The 15,566-nt window shown below is 68.3% G+C and carries 12 protein-coding genes and 1 pseudogene; 7 read left to right on the top strand and 6 right to left on the bottom strand.

The annotated features are described in order from the left end of the window. Positions 1-92: 92 nt before the first annotated feature. Both RNB18_RS04120 and RNB18_RS04115 read left to right on the top strand, forming a co-directional pair. Positions 93-419 (top strand): annotated as a pseudogene (locus tag RNB18_RS04120) (IS701 family transposase); the annotation flags it as partial. Positions 420-488: 69 nt separating this feature from the next. Beyond that, a complete protein-coding gene (locus RNB18_RS04115) occupies positions 489-1,166 on the top strand; it encodes a nucleoside/nucleotide kinase family protein (protein ID WP_311712750.1) in 678 nt (225 codons plus the stop codon). 246 nt (positions 1,167-1,412) lie between these two features. Here the strand turns inward: RNB18_RS04115 and RNB18_RS04110 are convergent, their stop codons facing one another. Beyond that, positions 1,413-2,024: a TetR/AcrR family transcriptional regulator gene (locus tag RNB18_RS04110; RefSeq protein ID WP_311712749.1), complete on the bottom strand. Its 612-nt coding sequence runs from the start codon at positions 2,022-2,024 to the stop codon at positions 1,413-1,415. 247 nt (positions 2,025-2,271) lie between these two features. Here RNB18_RS04110 and RNB18_RS04105 point away from each other — a divergent pair, with 247 nt between their 5' ends. Beyond that, positions 2,272-3,327, top strand: coding sequence for an aldo/keto reductase (locus RNB18_RS04105; protein ID WP_311712748.1), 1,056 nt, complete (start codon positions 2,272-2,274; stop codon positions 3,325-3,327). A 113-nt stretch (positions 3,328-3,440) separates the two neighbouring features. On the opposite strand, the gene RNB18_RS04100 is transcribed toward RNB18_RS04105, so the two are convergent. Next, a complete protein-coding gene (locus RNB18_RS04100) occupies positions 3,441-3,599 on the bottom strand; it encodes a hypothetical protein (RefSeq protein ID WP_311712747.1) in 159 nt (52 codons plus the stop codon). A 27-nt stretch (positions 3,600-3,626) separates the two neighbouring features. After that, positions 3,627-3,752 (bottom strand): helix-turn-helix domain-containing protein, encoded by a 126-nt coding sequence (locus tag RNB18_RS04095; protein ID WP_311712746.1) that lies wholly within the window; start codon positions 3,750-3,752, stop codon positions 3,627-3,629. Between the two features lie 543 nt (positions 3,753-4,295). Here RNB18_RS04095 and RNB18_RS04090 point away from each other — a divergent pair. From RNB18_RS04090 to RNB18_RS04075, 4 genes are all read left to right on the top strand, one after another. Further along, positions 4,296-4,439, top strand: coding sequence for a hypothetical protein (locus RNB18_RS04090; protein ID WP_311712745.1), 144 nt, complete (start codon positions 4,296-4,298; stop codon positions 4,437-4,439). 326 nt (positions 4,440-4,765) lie between these two features. Next, on the top strand, positions 4,766-8,005 hold the full coding sequence (locus RNB18_RS04085) for an amidohydrolase family protein (protein WP_449657634.1): 3,240 nt from the start codon (positions 4,766-4,768) through the stop codon (positions 8,003-8,005). 106 nt (positions 8,006-8,111) lie between these two features. Further along, on the top strand, positions 8,112-8,930 hold the full coding sequence (locus RNB18_RS04080) for an oxidoreductase (RefSeq protein ID WP_311713017.1): 819 nt from the start codon (positions 8,112-8,114) through the stop codon (positions 8,928-8,930). A gap of 864 nt (positions 8,931-9,794) precedes the next feature. Beyond that, positions 9,795-10,706 (top strand): NAD-dependent protein deacetylase, encoded by a 912-nt coding sequence (locus RNB18_RS04075; protein ID WP_311712743.1) that lies wholly within the window; start codon positions 9,795-9,797, stop codon positions 10,704-10,706. A 96-nt stretch (positions 10,707-10,802) separates the two neighbouring features. Here the strand turns inward: RNB18_RS04075 and RNB18_RS04070 are convergent, their stop codons facing one another. The 3 genes from RNB18_RS04070 to RNB18_RS04065 form a co-directional block, all read right to left on the bottom strand. Beyond that, the gene (locus RNB18_RS04070; protein ID WP_311712742.1) at positions 10,803-13,070 is read right to left on the bottom strand and encodes a M4 family metallopeptidase; all 2,268 of its coding nucleotides are present in this window, start codon (positions 13,068-13,070) and stop codon (positions 10,803-10,805) included. 245 nt (positions 13,071-13,315) lie between these two features. Continuing rightward, a complete protein-coding gene (locus tag RNB18_RS53600; RefSeq protein ID WP_394817579.1) occupies positions 13,316-13,762 on the bottom strand; it encodes a DUF6042 family protein in 447 nt (148 codons plus the stop codon). A gap of 254 nt (positions 13,763-14,016) precedes the next feature. Next, entirely contained in the window at positions 14,017-15,084 is a 1,068-nt protein-coding gene (locus RNB18_RS04065; RefSeq protein ID WP_311712741.1) for a GlxA family transcriptional regulator, read from the bottom strand. Positions 15,085-15,566: the final 482 nt, after the last annotated feature.

The following is a 15,566-nucleotide window of genomic DNA, read 5'->3' as shown; positions in this document are numbered from 1 at the left end:
CTCGATCTTGGTGTGGTGTAGGACCTGGCGGGCAGGGGCTGTTGGCAGGTGGTGCAGGTGCCGGTCCAGGACTTCAGGGTGTTCTGGAGGGTGTCGAGGACCTGGTACAGGGTGAGTCCGGCGTGGGCACTTTTGGGGTCAGGCGCTGTGGTCGCTACGCATCCTGGTCCCGCTGGGTCACCCTCGCCATGCTCGCGCGTGCCTTCCTGGCCGTCGTCCGCGGGGACGAACACGCCCGCAGCCCCACACCGGACGGCCTCATACAGTTCACCTGCAACGAGATCCAGCGCTTGTTCATTACGCTCGTCGTCCGGCCCGCCCCCGACATCGCCCATCGGCTCATCTGGTCCGGCTGGCGCCGCCGCCATCAGGCCCGATCCCGGACCAGCCACCACCAGCGCCGATCCGCTCCGGCATGAAGGGCAGGACCTGTGGCAGAGACGCGGCGGGGTTGGCAGCGATGACTGCCGTTTCTAGGCTCGGCTGCCATGACGGTTCTGATCACCGTGTGGGGAGCATCTCCCGGAGTGGGCAAGTCGACGCTATGCGCCGGCCTGTCCCGATGGCTGGCCGATGCGGGACTGCGGGTGGACCACTTCCGCGAGGAAGAGATCTTGACCAGGCCGCAGTTTGCCCCGGTGGCTGAGGAGTTCAAGGCGACCGGCGCCGTTGACCTGGGGACGTTGATCGCAACAACTGCCGAGTTCGTTGACTCGGTTCTGGCGACCGGCGATGACGTGGTGATCGCGGACGCCCTGATGCCGTTCGTGCCGACACTGCTGGCCATGGGGCACGGCGAAGAGACGATCGATGCATTCATGACTGACCTCACAGAGGTGCTCGCGCCGATCTGCCCGGTCATGGTCTTTCTCGATGGGAACGCCGAAGCCGCATTGTCCCGAGCCGCCAGCAGAGAAGGGGAGCACTGGCTGGACTGGTATGTCGAGAAGCTCGCCCGCTCCGAGGTAAGCCCTCCGGTGGCTGACGTCGCGTCGGCGGTGAAGTACCTGCTCCGCGAGCGTGCGGTGACGCTCGACACCGTCGGCCGGAAGAACTGGGGACTCGTTGTGATCGAACCAGCCGATGGACTGCCGCCTGATGACGTGCTGCGGGTCGCGCAGCGGGGCCTAAGGCCGTGGTTGGGAAGACCCGCCCCACCTGAATAGGACGGGCCTGGCAATGCGTAACTGCCGCACGCCGCCACGACCGTAACGATCTACGGCTGGCGTACCAACGGAGTCGCACTATGAGTACAAACCGTAACTAGCGGGATATGTGCTCCTCGCCGCTCGAGGGGCGCGCCGAACCCCACTCCGCAACGAAAATCGCCAAGGCAGCCACCCGCACTCCGAACGGAAAGCTCCGCGCAAACTCACCAGGCAAGGATCAGAGCGACCTCAACGCCCCTCACCTCACCCCAGGGACGCAGGGCCGGCATCGGCGAGGGCGGCATCGACCAACGACTCTGCGATGGATCGCGCGCACGCGCGGGTGTGGCTGCTGTTGAGTGCGATGCCGCGTGCGGCCGCGCCGTCAAAGAGCAGTGCCAGTTGCTCACCGAGGGTTTCCGGGTCTGCGACCCCGGCCTGCCGTGCGATGTCCGTGAGGCGGCGGGCGAACTCCCTCTTGTATGCCGCGGCCAGCTGATGGGCGGAATGCCCGGGGTCTGGCACTTCGACGCTGACGTTCAGGAACGGGCATCCCCGGAACGGAGCGGTGGTTTCCGGCGGCTTCCGGTCGAAGACGGCGAGGAGTTGCTCACGCGGGCTCGGTGTCGGCTGGGCGGGCGACGGGGGGTTGGGCAGGAGATCGTCCACCAAGGACTGGAGGTATGCCCCGACGAGCTCGTCCTTGCTGGGGAAGTGCGTGTAGAGGGTGCGTTTCGACACTTCGGCGACGGTCGACAGCTGGTCCATCCCGGTCGCGTTGATCCCCTGCGCTGTGAACAGCTGGGTCGCCGCTTTGAGGATCCGTTCCCGGGCGCCACGCCCGCGACGCCGACGTACGGGTGAAGGTTCGGTCACATCCTTAAGCATACCGATCGTTTTACATAGGCCGGTGGGCCAGCTACGGTGGAGACTTAAGTAGACCGATCTTCTTACTTAGCCACGTCGGCATCGCTGCACGCAGACGGGCCGTTCGTCGGCACCGCACCCGTTCAGGGCGCGCTCCGCGCTCCTTTCACGCCTGACCGGGTCAACGTCCGGACCGGCATCCGACCGCCGCCACCCGCCCCGACCACCGATGCGAAATCAGCACCAAGGAGACCTGATGCGTTACACGACCTTCGGACGACGGACCGGACTGCGCGTTTCCGAGTACGCACTCGGCACGGGGAACTTCGGCACCGGCTGGGGTGCCGGTGCCGAGCCGGACGAAGCGCGCCGGATGTTCGACAGGTTCGCCGAGGCCGGCGGAACATTTCTCGACACTGCGGACGGCTACCAGTTCGGCGAGTCCGAAGAACTGGTGGGCAGGTTTGTCGCCGCCGACCGGGACCACTTCGTCCTGGCCTCCAAGTTCACCAACGGAGCCAGCCCGCAGCCCGGCATCTCCAGGACGGGCAACAGCCGTAAGAACATGGTCGCTTCACTGGAGGCGAGCCTGAAGCGCCTCGGCACCGACTACCTCGACCTGTACTGGGTCCACTTCCCCGACGATCTCACTCCCATGGAGGAGATCCTGCGCGGGCTGGACGACCTGGTCAGCTCCGGCAAGATCCTCCACGCCGCCCTGTCCAACTTCCCCGCATGGCGCGTCTCCCGCGCCGCCACCCTCGCGGACCTGAAGAACTGGGCACCGGTCACGGGCATCCAGATCGAGTACAGCCTCGTCGAGAGGACCCCCGAGCGCGAGCTGCTGCCGATGGCCGAGAGCCTGGGCCTGGGCGCCGCCCTGTGGTCCCCGCTCGGCGGCGGACTTCTCACCGGCAAGTACCGCCGCAGCGCCGAGGGACGGCTGAGCGATTTCAAGACGCTCGTGCACACCGAGAGCACCGACCAGAAGACCGCCGTCGTCGACACCGTCCTGGCCGTCGCCGAGGAGAGCGGCGCGACGCCCGCCCAGGTGTCGGTGGCCTGGCTCCGCGAGCGTGCCGCCCAGGCGTCCACCTCGTTCGTCCCGATCATCGGCCCGCGCAACCTCACCCAGCTCGACGACTACCTGGGCGCCCTGGACGTCCGACTCGCTCCGGAGCAGTTCGCGCGTCTGTCCGAGGTCAGCGCGATCCCCCTCGGCGTGCCCCACGAGGCGACCGCCGCTGCCCGAGACGCCGTCCAGGGCGGTTCCGCCTCCCGCGTCGTCCAGCCCGCCGTACCTCTGGCCTGAGCCGCAGATCCTGGCGTCGACGCCACTTTCCGTCCCGCATCGTGCCCACGGTCCGGGGCGGTGCCGTCTGCCCGGCCGCGGCACGTCCCGCCAGCTGCCAGAGCCTCATCGTGTCAATAAATCTCCTCGAGGAGCCATGGTGCGTTGCCTGCGGCCGCCTCGCCCGCCGGTTCGGCGGCACGGCGATGGATGGCCAACTCGGTCGCCGGCTCGGCGATACGTTTGCGGGCCTCAGCGAGTTCCGACTGGTCGGCGCTGGTCCTTCCGGTCAATTGCCCCGTATCGATGATCAGTTGGCGTCACCAGGCATAGATCGTCCGGTCGCTGATGCCGAGGAGCCGAGCGACCTCGGCGACCTTCCTTCCGGATGCGCCGAGGTCGAGGACCTTGCGGCGGAACTCGGGCGGACAGCTGCCGACCGTCACCTCCGAAGGCTGCCGGATCGTCAATCGTCCAGCAGCCCGGCATCAGAACCGGGGCATACCACGGGTGCCCGCCGGTCTGTTGCCTTCACGTGCCTCGTGGCCGAGCAGGACGTGGGCCAGTTCACGGCGACGGTGCGGCCGCCCGGCAGATGGAGCCGGCGGCGGAGGTCGCTCCGGGGCTGCACACTCTCGAGCTCTCGCAGCAGGCTGTCCATGCCGATCAGCTCCTGAGCGTCGATCACCTCGACACGTAGATCGGGAGCTTGGGACGAGAACCGATGCCCTGCGCGTAGAAAGTGCCTTCCGTTTGGACCGACAGAACCTCTCGACAAGGTTCATCGTCCAAGCTCGGAAGGCACTTTCGGTTTTTTCGCCCCAGGCCGCTGTGACTAGGGGTCTGCTGCCGCCGGAGCCACTCGCGATGGCCCGGTTCATCCCGATCTGGTGACGCGCTGACGGATACGGTGACAGATCCACTTCCGGGCCGCCCTCCATAGCGTGGGACGTGATCACTCCCATCGCGCCCCACCGCAGGAGGATGACGTGGCGATTGCGATCGCCGAGGCCGGGAGCGCCGGCCGGACAGCGGCCGCGCTCCTCGACGACGCCTCCCGCGCGGCAAGCGCAGCGGCGCCGACCCGGTCGGCGCTGCTCTGGCCGCTCAAGTCGGCGCAAGCCACGCGATGACCCGTGTCAACGGGATGCGATGCGCATACCGGTAGCTCGGCATACCGGCGCCAAGCCATCGCGAAAAGACAGGGGCCGTATCCCAGAGCGGAGGAGGACGGCCCCGACGCGTGCCGACCCGTGGGGACGGGGATTGGCGCGCTGGACCGGGCCCGGCGGCCGATTCCCTGTCCCAGCAGCGGCCGCCGGGCCCGGTCACCGCACGGTACTTCCGAAGAAACCAAGAGGCGTCGGCAGGTGTCCGGCCGACGGAGAACGAGTGGCCAGCCACGCCCGAATCCCGTCTACCGGGCCCCTGCCGATGCACTGATTACTTGCGAGGATTGATGGACCAGCACGATGAACTGTCTCGTCGACGCGCTCTGAGGGCCGGGTTGGGCGGGCTGGCAGGCGCAGCCGTTTCGCTGCCTTCAGGACAAGCCTCGGCATCTTCTGTTTCCCCCACTTCTGACTCCTCCTCCCCCGATTCCTCCTCTTCTGTTTCCTCCTCTGCCAACGGTGCGGCTGCGCCTTCGGCACCGGCCAGGACTTATGAGTTCACCGCCGGCACCAATGCGTTCGTGTCCGCTTCGCCCGCCGACGGCCGGCTGATCGCCGCGGTGCAGGGTGTGTTGTGGTCGGTTCCACGTGCGGGCGGGACGGCGACGGCGCTGACCTCGGCGGACCTGGAACCGGCCCGTGTGTCCTGGTCGCCCGACGGTTCGCGGGTCGCCGTCTGCGCGTATCAGGGGGGCGGGTTCCATGTGTGGACGATGGCGGCGGACGGTTCCGGTCTACGTCAGCTGACATCCGGCCCCTGGGACGACCGGGGTGTGTCCTGGTCGCCCGACGGTTCGCGGATCGCGTTCTCGTCCGAGCGCGGCGGGGATCCGGTAGCCGGAAGTTCTTACGGCATCTGGACGGTGGATGTGCGCTCGGGCGAGTTGGCGCAGCTCACCGACGATGCGGAGGTGGAGGACTACGACCCGGCCTGGCACCCGGACGGCACCCGGCTGGTGTTCGTCAGAGCCGGGGCCAAGGGCGGACGGACCCTGGCCTCTGTCCCGGCCGGGGGCGGGGAGGTGTCGGTGGAACGTACGGTGGACGCGGGCACACTGGTCGGTCCGGCGGTCGCCATGGACGGCAGGGTGGCCTACGTCCACGTGGGCGATTTCGCCGCCCCCTTCAATGCGGCGAGTTCCGTCCTCATGGTGGACGGCAAGGCCCTGACCGACGGTGAGGACGTCTCTCCGTTCCCGCCCTGCTGGTCCCCGGACGGTCAGCTCTTCTATGTCGGCGACGGGCAGGTGAAGGTCCGGCGTCCGGGCACCGCACACTCCGCGCCGGAACAGATCCCCTTCACAGCGTCACTGAGCCTCTCCCGGCCGGAGTACCGCCAAAAGCGCTACGACTTCGACTCGTTGGCCGACCGCGAGGTGCGGGGAATCCACCTTCCGGTGCTCTCCCCCGACGGGAAATCCGTTGCCTTCGCCGCACTCAATGCCCTGTGGGTGATGCCGATCGGCGGTCGTCCCCGGAAGCTGGTGCAGGCGCACGCGTCCGCCTATGTGCAGATGCCGTCCTGGGCACCGGACGGAGAGAGCGTCCTGTTCTCCTGTGAAGGAGACCCGGACGGCAGCAGCCTGATCAGCGTCCACCGTCACTGGCTGGGCAGCGATCGCGCCGATGTGCTGGCAACCGGCGGCCGCCTGCACCCCGTGCTCTCCCCCGACGGCTCGCGACTCGCCTGCCACGACTCCACGGGCAACCTCCTCATCCGTGACCTGGCCACGGGAAGCGAGGAGACGCTCGTCGCGCCGCTCGGCGCCAACGGCCTGCCCGGTCCCCCGAGTTGGTCGCCCGACGGCAAGTACATCGCGTTCTGCGACCGCAACCAGCTCAACGCCCGGTTCCGCGAGGGATACAACGTCATCCGCGTCGTCGACACCGCTACCGGGCAGTGGACCGCCCATCAGCCCGCACCGCACGCCTCCCTGTCCGACCGTGGTCACGGCGGGCCGGCGTGGTCGCCGGACGGCTCGGCCATGGCGTTCATCATGGAGTCCGCGCTGTGGGTCATGCCGGTGCACCCCGACGGCACACCCGCCGGTGATCCATCGCGCCTCACCGACGAGGCGGCCGACCACCCCTCCTGGTCGGGCGACTCCAACAGCCTGCTCTACGAATCGAGCGGTCGGCTCAGGCTCATCGACCGCGACGGCACCGGCCGACGCACCATCCCCGTACCGCTGCGGTACCGCCGCTGCCTGCCCTCCCGTTCCGACGTCACCAGAGTGCACATCGGACGCCTGTGGGACGGGACCGGCGAGACGGTCCGAGAGGATGTCGACATCGTCGTCCGCGGCAACCGCATCGCCGCCGTCGAACCCCACCGCGCACGGACAGCGGCGGGCGAGAAGCTGATCGACGCGTCCGGCTCCACGGTCATCCCGGGACTGTGGGACTCCCACACGCACCCGTGGCAGTACACCTACGGCGGCCGGCAGAACAGCCTCATGCTCGCCTACGGCATCACGAGCAACGTCTCGCTGGGCGGTTTCGCTCACGAGGCGGTGCGCATCCGCGAGTCCGTGGCCGCAGGCAGCATGAACGGACCTCGGCTGTTCGCCACCGGTGAGCTGATCGACGGCAGCCGGGTGGCCTACAGCATGGGCAGGGCGCACCGGACCCAGGACGGCGTCAGGCGATCACTGGAACGGGCGGTCGACCTCGACTACGACTTCGTCAAGACCTACGTACGCGCCCCTACCTGGATCATGCGGGAGGCCGTCCGAACCGCTCACGAGAAACTCGGAGTCCTCTCGGGAAGCCACTTCCTGTCGCCAGGCGCAGCCGTCGGCCAGGACCTCACCTCTCATCTGCAGGCCACCGAGCGTGCCGAGTACGGACACTCCCTCTCCCCAACCGGGCACGCCTACCAGGACGTCCACGAGATGTACGCAGGCGACGACTTCAAAATCATTGTCACGCCGTTCATCGCTCTGGCGCTGCTCATGTCAGACCCCTCCCTGGCCAAGGACCCACGCGTCACCACGCTCATGCCCCCGTGGGACACCGCCTTCGTCAACGGAATCGCGGCGACCCCGCTCAGCGATGCCGCCACCCGCGCCCTCCAGCAGGACGCGGCTGTCTTCCGGAAGATCGTCGCCGACGGCGGCACACTCGCCCTGGGCACCGACGCCCCCCTGACCCCCATCGGCCTCCACCTCCATCTCGGCCTCCGCGCCCTGCACGACAACGTCGGCCTGTCCGCCGCGCAAGCGCTGCGCACGGCCACCTCCGTCCCCGCGCAACTCTTCGGGGTCAGCGACGACCTCGGAACCCTGGAACCGGGCAAGCTCGCCGATCTCGTGGCGATCGACGGCAACCCCTTCCAGGACTTCGACGACCTGATCCGTACGTCGTGGGTCATGCGCGACGGCGTTGTGCACCGCCAGGACGACCTGGTCGGCGCGTTCGCCACGAAGTCGGCTGAACAACGCACCGCAGACCACACCGACTGGCTCACCGTCAGCCGAGAATTGCGCCGCGAACCCTGCTGTTCCCGGCACGCCTTCCACGTCTAGGGGCAGTCCGGCGGATCAAGTCGACCACTTGCCATTCGCCGCCCTCCCCCAATGCCCTACAGCAGCAAGACAAACGGTCGCAATCCAATGCTTCAAGGAGTTCATGATGGCAACAACTCGGCCGGTGGCGCTCGTGACAGGCGCCTCATCGGGGATCGGCAAGGAGGCGGCCCGCGCCTTCGTCACGGCGGGTTTCGAAGTGATCGGCACCGGCCGCAAGACCTCCGGGCTCACCCCGCCCGCCGGGGTGACGTACCTCGATCTCGACGTGGCCAGTGACGAGTCGGCCACCGCTGCGGTCGGAGAGGTGATCGACCGGTTCGGGCGGATCGACGTCCTCGTCAACAACGCCGGTATGGGTTCGGCCGGTGCCGTCGAGGAGAACTCCCTCGCCCAGGCCCAAAGCATCTTCAACGTCAATGTCTTCGGCGTCTTCCGTATGACCAGGGCCGTCCTGCCGCACATGCGCGCCCAGGGAAGCGGACGGGTCGTCAACATCTCGTCCATCCTCGGGGTCACCCCCCAGCCCTTCATGGCCCTTTACGTCGCGACGAAGCACGCGATCGAGGGCTACTCCGAATCGCTGGACCACGAGGTCCGCGAGCACGGCGTCCGGGTCCTCCTCGTCCAGCCCGCCTTCACCAAGACGGGCTTCGACACCAACGTCTCCCAGCCCGACACCCCGCTGCCTCTGTACGCGGAGCGGCGGCGGCGCGTCTTCGACGAGAGCATCGCGGCGGGAATAGAGAACGGCGACGACCCCGCCGTCGTCGCCAAGGTGATCGTCGAGGCAGCCACCGACAAGAAGCCGAACCTGCGCTACACCGCCGGCCCCGTGGCCTCACGCGTCAGCAAAGCCCGTCGCCTCGTCCCCGCCCGCGTCTTCGACCAGCAGATCCGCAAACTCAACCAGCTGCCCGTCTGACACAGCCCCCGAACATCGACCTGACTGCGCGCGAGTGGGGATCCTGCGGTTCCTGGACAAACTCATCGAGCGGGTCAAGGGTGAGGTCTCGGTGATTATGGACAGCGGCAGCGGCCTCTGAGAGGGCCGACGCGGACCGGGCCGGCGTCTCGCCGGTCCGGCCTGCGGCCGTTTCCGGTCTCCGGCCCTCGTTACTCGTCCATCCGTATGTGGCCGCCACGCGAACATGCAGCTCAGGATCATTCCGGACACTGTGGCGTTCGGAAAACTGGACGGGACCGCCGAGGCCCGCGGCCCGCGGCCCGCGCCGCACTGTCGTCGGCGAGATGGCCTGGCACCTGGACGAGGTGGCCGCCGCCTGCCGCGACCAGGGGCAGGACATCGGCGACGGTGCGGCCCTCGACCTGGCCGAGCACACCGGTGCCGTGTGCGTCGACGAATCCGGCGTGCCAGCGGTCCCGTGCCGGCTGCACTTCCCCTTGTCGAGATTCCGCTCCCGGCAGTTGCCACCGCGCCGGGTCTCGTCGATGCCCAGCACTCGAACTTCGGGCAGCCGTGCCGGTTCATGGCGCCCACCCAGAGCAGGACCAGGACGAGCAATACCCGCTCATCGGCTACGGGCCTGACGGACCGGCGATTCGACCTGCGGCAGGCCCATGCCGGGCTCGCGGTGTCGGCCGACGGTGGCATCCTCGTCCATGCCGGTGTCTTCGGTGGCGGCGAGGCCGCGGTCAGGCAAGTCGTCACGGCGATGCGGGCTCTGTCCCCGCCGGCAGGTGAGCTGTGGGGTAGTGGCCAGGTCATCCGAGTCAGCGACCTGCAAAGTTCGGGGCCAAGCGGGCCCGGTTTCGTACCCTTGCACGCATGCGGACGCGTCCCACACTTCACTGGTCCCCTCCCCCGGACCTGCCGCCGGGTACCTCCGACCTCCAGCCGGTGGTCGATGCGCTGAGTGCCGGCAGGGTGCTGGTGCTCAGCGGGGCGGGCATGTCCACGGAGTCGGGCATTCCCGCCTACCGGGGCGAAGGCGGAAGTCTGAGTCGGCACACGCCGATGACGTACCAGGACTTCACGGCCTCCGCCCAGGCACGGCGAAGATACTGGGCACGCAGTCATCTCGGGTGGCGTACCTTCGGCCGGGCTCGTCCCAATGCGGGGCACCAGGCCGTCGCCGCGTTCGTTCAGCACGGTCTGCTCTCGGGAGTGATCACCCAGAACGTCGACGGTCTCCATCAGGCCGCCGGCACCGAGGGGGTCGTGGAGCTGCATGGGGGCCTGGCAAGAGTTCGGTGTCTGGACTGCGACGCCATCACCTCACGCCAGGACCTCTCCGTACGGCTGGAAGAGGCCAATGCGGCCTTCGAGCCGGTGGCCGCGGGAATCAACCCCGACGGTGACGCCGACCTGTCCGATGAACAGGTCGCCGACTTTCGTGTCCTGCCCTGTACGGACTGTGGCGGCATACTCAAGCCCGATGTGGTGTTTTTCGGCGAGACCGTGCCCGCGCAACGGATCGAGTACTGCCGCCAGTTGGTCCGTGAGGCGAACACGCTGCTGGTTCTGGGCTCCTCGCTCACGGTGATGTCCGGGCTCAGGTTCGTCCGCCAAGCCGCTCAGGCGGGCAAGCGCGTCCTCATCATCAACCGGGATCCCACCCGCGGTGACCAGCTCGCCCATTCCCGGGTCAGCCTCCCGCTGGGAGCCGCCCTGCACTCTGTCGCAGATGTTCTGAACATTCCTGTCGACGGAGGGATGATCCTCCGCTCGGAGCCCTGACAAACGCGCGGGAACCGTTCGACGCCGCCTCGCTCGTGCTGGTGTTCCGCCCTCGCCGCCCGGGTCCCGAGGGGCCCGGGCGGCGAGGGCGCCGGGTCAGGGTGTCAGCTGCCAGCGGGCGATGTATCCGACGTCGATGGACGCCCGGTCCTGTACGCGCAGCTTCCATGTGCCGTTGAGCGGTTGCGTGGAGGCGTCGACCGTGAAGGTCTGGTCGACGTTGTCGGCGGAGCCTCCGCTGCGGTTGAGCAGGGAGTAGACGGTGCCGTCGGGGCCGACGAGGTCGACGGTCAGGTCACCGCGGTAGGTGTGGACGATGTTGACGTAGACCTTGGTGGTCGCGGAGGCGTTGCCGTCGCGGCCTGTGATGGTCACCGGGGACTCCACGGCGGCCCCGTTGTCGGGGATGTCCACGCGGGAGGCGTTGGCGTAGACGTAGGCGATCTGCCAGCTGAAGGTGACCGAGGCGGTCGCTCCCGTGCTGTCGGTCACCTTGATCGTGATGTCGCCCGTGCCGAGCGTGGTCGGGGTGCCGCTGATCAGACCGTCCGGGCTGATGGTCAGACCGTCCGGCAGGCCGGTGGCCTCGTAGGTCAGCGAGGCTCCGGTGTTGGTGGTGTAGGCGTCCAACTGCAGGCTGACGACCTGGTTGACGCCGCTGATCTGGTCGGCCACCGGGGCGACGTTCACGCCGAGGGCGATGCGGTTGCCGACGTTGATCGCGGCCCAGGCGTCGGCCACGGCGAGGTAGGTCGGGCTGTAGGCGCCGAACAGGTCGGCGGCGGCCGCCAGGGTGGCGGTGCGGGCGCCGGAATAGTTCGTTGTCGAGGTCATGTACGTCGTCAGCGCCCGGTACCAGATCGCGGCCGCGTTCTCGATGCCGATGCCGCTGACGGCCTGACCGTCGTAGGTCGGGCTGTCGTACGAGACACCGTTGACGGTCTTGGCGCCGCTGCCCTCGGAGAGCAGGTAGAAGAAGTGGTTCGCCGGACCGGAGGAGTAGTGGACGTCGACACTGCCCAGGGTGGAGCTCCAACTGTCGCGGGAGGAGCCGTCCTTGGAGGGTTTGTCCATGTAACGCAGGGGGGTGCCGTCGCCGTTGATGTCGATCTTCTCGCCGACGAGGTAGTCACCGGGGTCGGCTGCGAGGTTCGCGTGGAACTCGACGGCCGCCGCGAAGATGTCGGAGGTCGCCTCGTTCAGGCCGCCGGACTCGCCCGAGTAGACCAGGCCAGCGGTGGCGGCGGTGACGCCGTGGCTCATCTCGTGGGCGGCGACGTCGAGCGCTGTCAGGGGGTGGGTGTTGCCCGAGCCGTCGCCGTACGTCATGCAGAAGCAGGAGTCCTGCCAGAAGGCGTTGACGTAGTTGCTGCCGTAGTGAGCGCGGCTGTAGGCGGCGACGCCGTCGTTGCGGATCCCGTTGCGGCCGTAGGCCTCCTTGTAGAAGTCCCAGGTGGCCGCGGCGCCGAAGGCCACGTCGACACCTGCGGTCTGGCGGTTGGACGGCAGACCGTCGCCCCAGACATCGTTGTCGTCTGTGAACAGGGTGCCGGTGCCCGAGGTGCCCTGGCCCAGGTCGTACGTCCGGTGCCCGGCGCGGTCGGGGTCTGCGAGCTGGTACGTCGGCCCGGACGGGGTGGTGCCGAGCGGGACCGTGCCCACGTACTGGCCGGTGCCGGTGCCGGTGTGCACCTTCTCGGCAGCCAGGAGTTGCTTGCCGGTGGCGGCGTCGGTGACGACCTGGAGCTCGCTGGGCGTGCCGTCCCGCTGGACGCCTTCCACGACGGTTTCCCAGGCCAGCACGGGCTTGCCGGTTCCGGCCCAGACGACCAGACGGGAGGCGTCGGCCACCTTGGCGCCCCTGACTTGATCCTGCTTCGAGGCGGTAAGGGCCTTGGCGGTGGCGCCTGCGGTTGTGATCTTCGGGCTGAGCGAGGGCACCGACAGCTGCGCCGCGTTGGCCTTGGTGACGGTCGTACGGCCGCTGTCGTCGTGTACGACCAAGTCGCCGCCCAGGACGGGCAACCCGGCATAGGTGCGCTCGTAGCGGGTGTGCGTGGTGCCGTCGGCGTCCCTGATGACGTCCTTGACGACGAGCTTCTCCTTGGCGCCGAGGCCGATGCGCTGCGCGGTACCGGCCGCCTCGGACTGGGCGCTTCTGATCAGGGCGGTGCGGCGAGCGGGGGACAGCGGGGTCTGGGCGGCGTCGGCCCGAGGCGTGGCGGCGATCTTCGCGCGTGCCGGGTGCGCCGGTGCCGCGGTGGCGGAGTCCGGGACGGCCAGGGCGAGCAGGGAGCCCACGGCCGCCAGAGCGAGGGCGGTGAGGCGTCTGGGGCGCACGAGGGCGTTCTGTCGCAGGGGCAAGGGGGGTTCTCCTTCGGTACGACGGCCGACCCGTGGTGGGGGCCGTGGACGAGACGGATCGGCGGGGTGGGCCGGTCCGGAGCGCTGCACGGCATGCGGGTGGAAGGAGGTGGGGGGTGGAGGAAGCACGGCTGAGCCGCGTGATGAACCTGTAAGGGAGCTGTGAATTCCCGGAGCAGAGTGACACCGCGGACGCGTTCTTGTCATGCAAGCCTCAAGCCAACGGCTTGAATTGATCAGGCAGGTCAGGCAAATCGGTACACACGTCGCCGGTTTTCGGCCTCCCACGAACGCTGCGCTGCCGCCCTGGCCGGAGCGGTCGCCGGAGCCACGGCAGGTGGCGGACCGGCTGTGCCTGCAAGGCATCCTGTACATGCTCCACAACGACATGGCCTGGCAACTGACCGGGCGCGCATCCGGTGCGCGTCAAACTTGGCCGAGCCGCAGCGCAGCCGGAAGACTTCGCGCCGGGGCAGCGCGGAGATGTCCGTGGCAGCCGTGAAATCCTGCGCTTCCAGGAGGAGACGCACCGCCTCGCGTGTGTCGTGCGAGTGCCCGTCGATCACCCGCGGCAGACGATCAAGGCTCGTGGTGGTCTCCTGCTGTCGCACGCCCACCGGATCAAACGCCACGCGTCCGGGATCAGGCGGACCCGGCCTGCACCAGCTCCTGGTCGTCCGCGACCACCGCATCAATCTGCACTCCGACCCGACGCCGTTCCTGTCACAACTCAACGGACCGTCTTCACGGCCTGGTCAGCTGCCCGGCTCCGGCTACAGCCCCTCGACCGCCCGCCCGAGCCACGGCGATCCCGAACGCCCCCGGCTCAAGAGCGGCAGCCCGGTCCGGTTCGCAGCTCATGGCCTCCCGGATTCCGTGAAGCGGCGCGCTTCCGGGAAGGTCGACGCCGTTGCCGGAGCACGCGGGGGGGAAGGACATCACCGGATCAGTCATCCTCGTCGGGCTCTGTCTCCTGGCGGTCGATGCCGGTGGTACGGAACCGGCTGCGGTAGCCGCCCGGCGAGACTCCGAGGTTGCGGCGGAAGATCCGTCTCATCGTCTCCGGGGAGCCGAAGCCGGCGCGCCGTGCGACGGACTCCTGGCTCTCATCGCCGCTCACCAGGAGAAGCTTGGCCGCCTCGAGCCGGGTCTGCTCCACGTAGCGGGCCGGCGTCATGCCCACCTCGTCGCGGAACATCCGCCCCAGGTGACGTTCGCTCACCGCGACGCGGGCGGCCATCGCGGCAGTCGAATGGTCTGCGGCCGGGTCGAGGACCACTGCGTCCAGGACCTTGCGCAGGCCGCGCGTGGTCGGGGCGCCCGCCTCGGACCAGACACTGAACTGGGCCTGGCCGCCCGGGCGTTGCAGGAAGACAACCATCCACCGGGCGACCCTGCGGGCGACGTCGGTGCCGTAGTCGTTCTCGACGATGGCCAGGGCCATGTCGGTGCCCGCGCTGATGCCGGCACCGGTGACGAAGGGGCCGTCCTGGACGAAGAGGGCGTCCAGATCCACCTTGATACGGGGGTACTCCCGAGCGAGTCGCGCGCAGTGCGCCCAGTGGGTCGTCGCTCGGCGTCCGTCCAACAGCCCGAGGGCAGCCAGCACGAAGGCCCCGGTACAGACGGAGGCGATCCGCGATGCCCGGGGCGCCAGCTCCTGGACCATCGTCAGTGCCTCGGGGACCGTGTCCGGGGTCAGCTCCTCCGGAATGTCGTGCGTGCCCGAAGCGAACGTGAAGTCGGCCGGTACACCTCCCGGCACCAGGAGGGTGTCAATGGAGTCGGGAGCGTCGGTCATGGGAATGTCCGCGCTCAGCCGGGTGAAGGCGGTGGTCCCGACCGGTTGCCCCGTGGGCGAGATCAGCAGCACCCGGTAGCGGGCCCCGAAGTCGTTGGCCCGGGCGAAGATCTCCAGCGGCGCCGCCACGTCCTGCAGCGTCACCTTGTCGTACAGGACGAAGACCATGGTCCGCTCGGCGCCGTGGTCCGCGGCCGCGATACTCCGGTTCATACTCCGACCTCCTCAGTGGAGCGAGGCTTGCCCTCGTGTCCGAAATCGTGGCTCGTGTGTCCGTTGCAGCCCTTGGCCCCTGCCCCCTCCAGGCGGGAACGTAGAAGCCAAGCAAATCACCTGGCCGGGTATCCGGGTTCCCGGAAATACCGGGTGGGGAATACTAACCGCACAGAGACCTGATTGGTCCAGTGCTCATATCGACTTCGCAGCCTCCCATGGCCTCACCGACAGGCCTGGGCGGCTTTTCATGCGTTCACACGGTAAAGCCACCGCTGTCAATTCAGGACATCATTTATTCAGCCACCGTTAACTTGCGTGAAACACGGTAGCCGGAACCTATTGATGTCTCACCGAGGGGCTCCCTGCCAGGACATATTCGGCAGCAGAAGCCGAAGAAGTACACCTGTCCACGTCCGAATCGAATAACGCGAAGTACCGGATTCGGCACCAGCAACCAAGCCTGCGCGCGAAATTTCCGC

Source organism: Streptomyces doebereineriae (genome assembly GCF_031845645.1).
Classification (GTDB): domain Bacteria; phylum Actinomycetota; class Actinomycetes; order Streptomycetales; family Streptomycetaceae; genus Streptomyces; species Streptomyces canus.
The sequence above is the reverse complement of the archived record's forward strand: the minus strand, read 5'-3'. Positions and strand labels throughout refer to the sequence as shown.

What these genes read in the sequence shown, in the direction of transcription:
- RNB18_RS04065 (WP_311712741.1), bottom strand. Translation starts at nt 15,084, where the DNA reads ATGAACCGGAGTATCGCGGCCGCGGACCACGGCGCCGAGCGGACCATG.
- RNB18_RS04115 (WP_311712750.1), top strand. Translation starts at nt 489, where the DNA reads ATGACGGTTCTGATCACCGTGTGGGGAGCATCTCCCGGAGTGGGCAAG.
- RNB18_RS04080 (WP_311713017.1), top strand. Translation starts at nt 8,112, where the DNA reads ATGGCAACAACTCGGCCGGTGGCGCTCGTGACAGGCGCCTCATCGGGG.
- RNB18_RS53600 (WP_394817579.1), bottom strand. Translation starts at nt 13,762, where the DNA reads ATGCGGTGGTCGCGGACGACCAGGAGCTGGTGCAGGCCGGGTCCGCCT.
- RNB18_RS04075 (WP_311712743.1), top strand. Translation starts at nt 9,795, where the DNA reads ATGCGGACGCGTCCCACACTTCACTGGTCCCCTCCCCCGGACCTGCCG.
- RNB18_RS04085 (WP_449657634.1), top strand. Translation starts at nt 4,766, where the DNA reads ATGGACCAGCACGATGAACTGTCTCGTCGACGCGCTCTGAGGGCCGGG.
- RNB18_RS04105 (WP_311712748.1), top strand. Translation starts at nt 2,272, where the DNA reads ATGCGTTACACGACCTTCGGACGACGGACCGGACTGCGCGTTTCCGAG.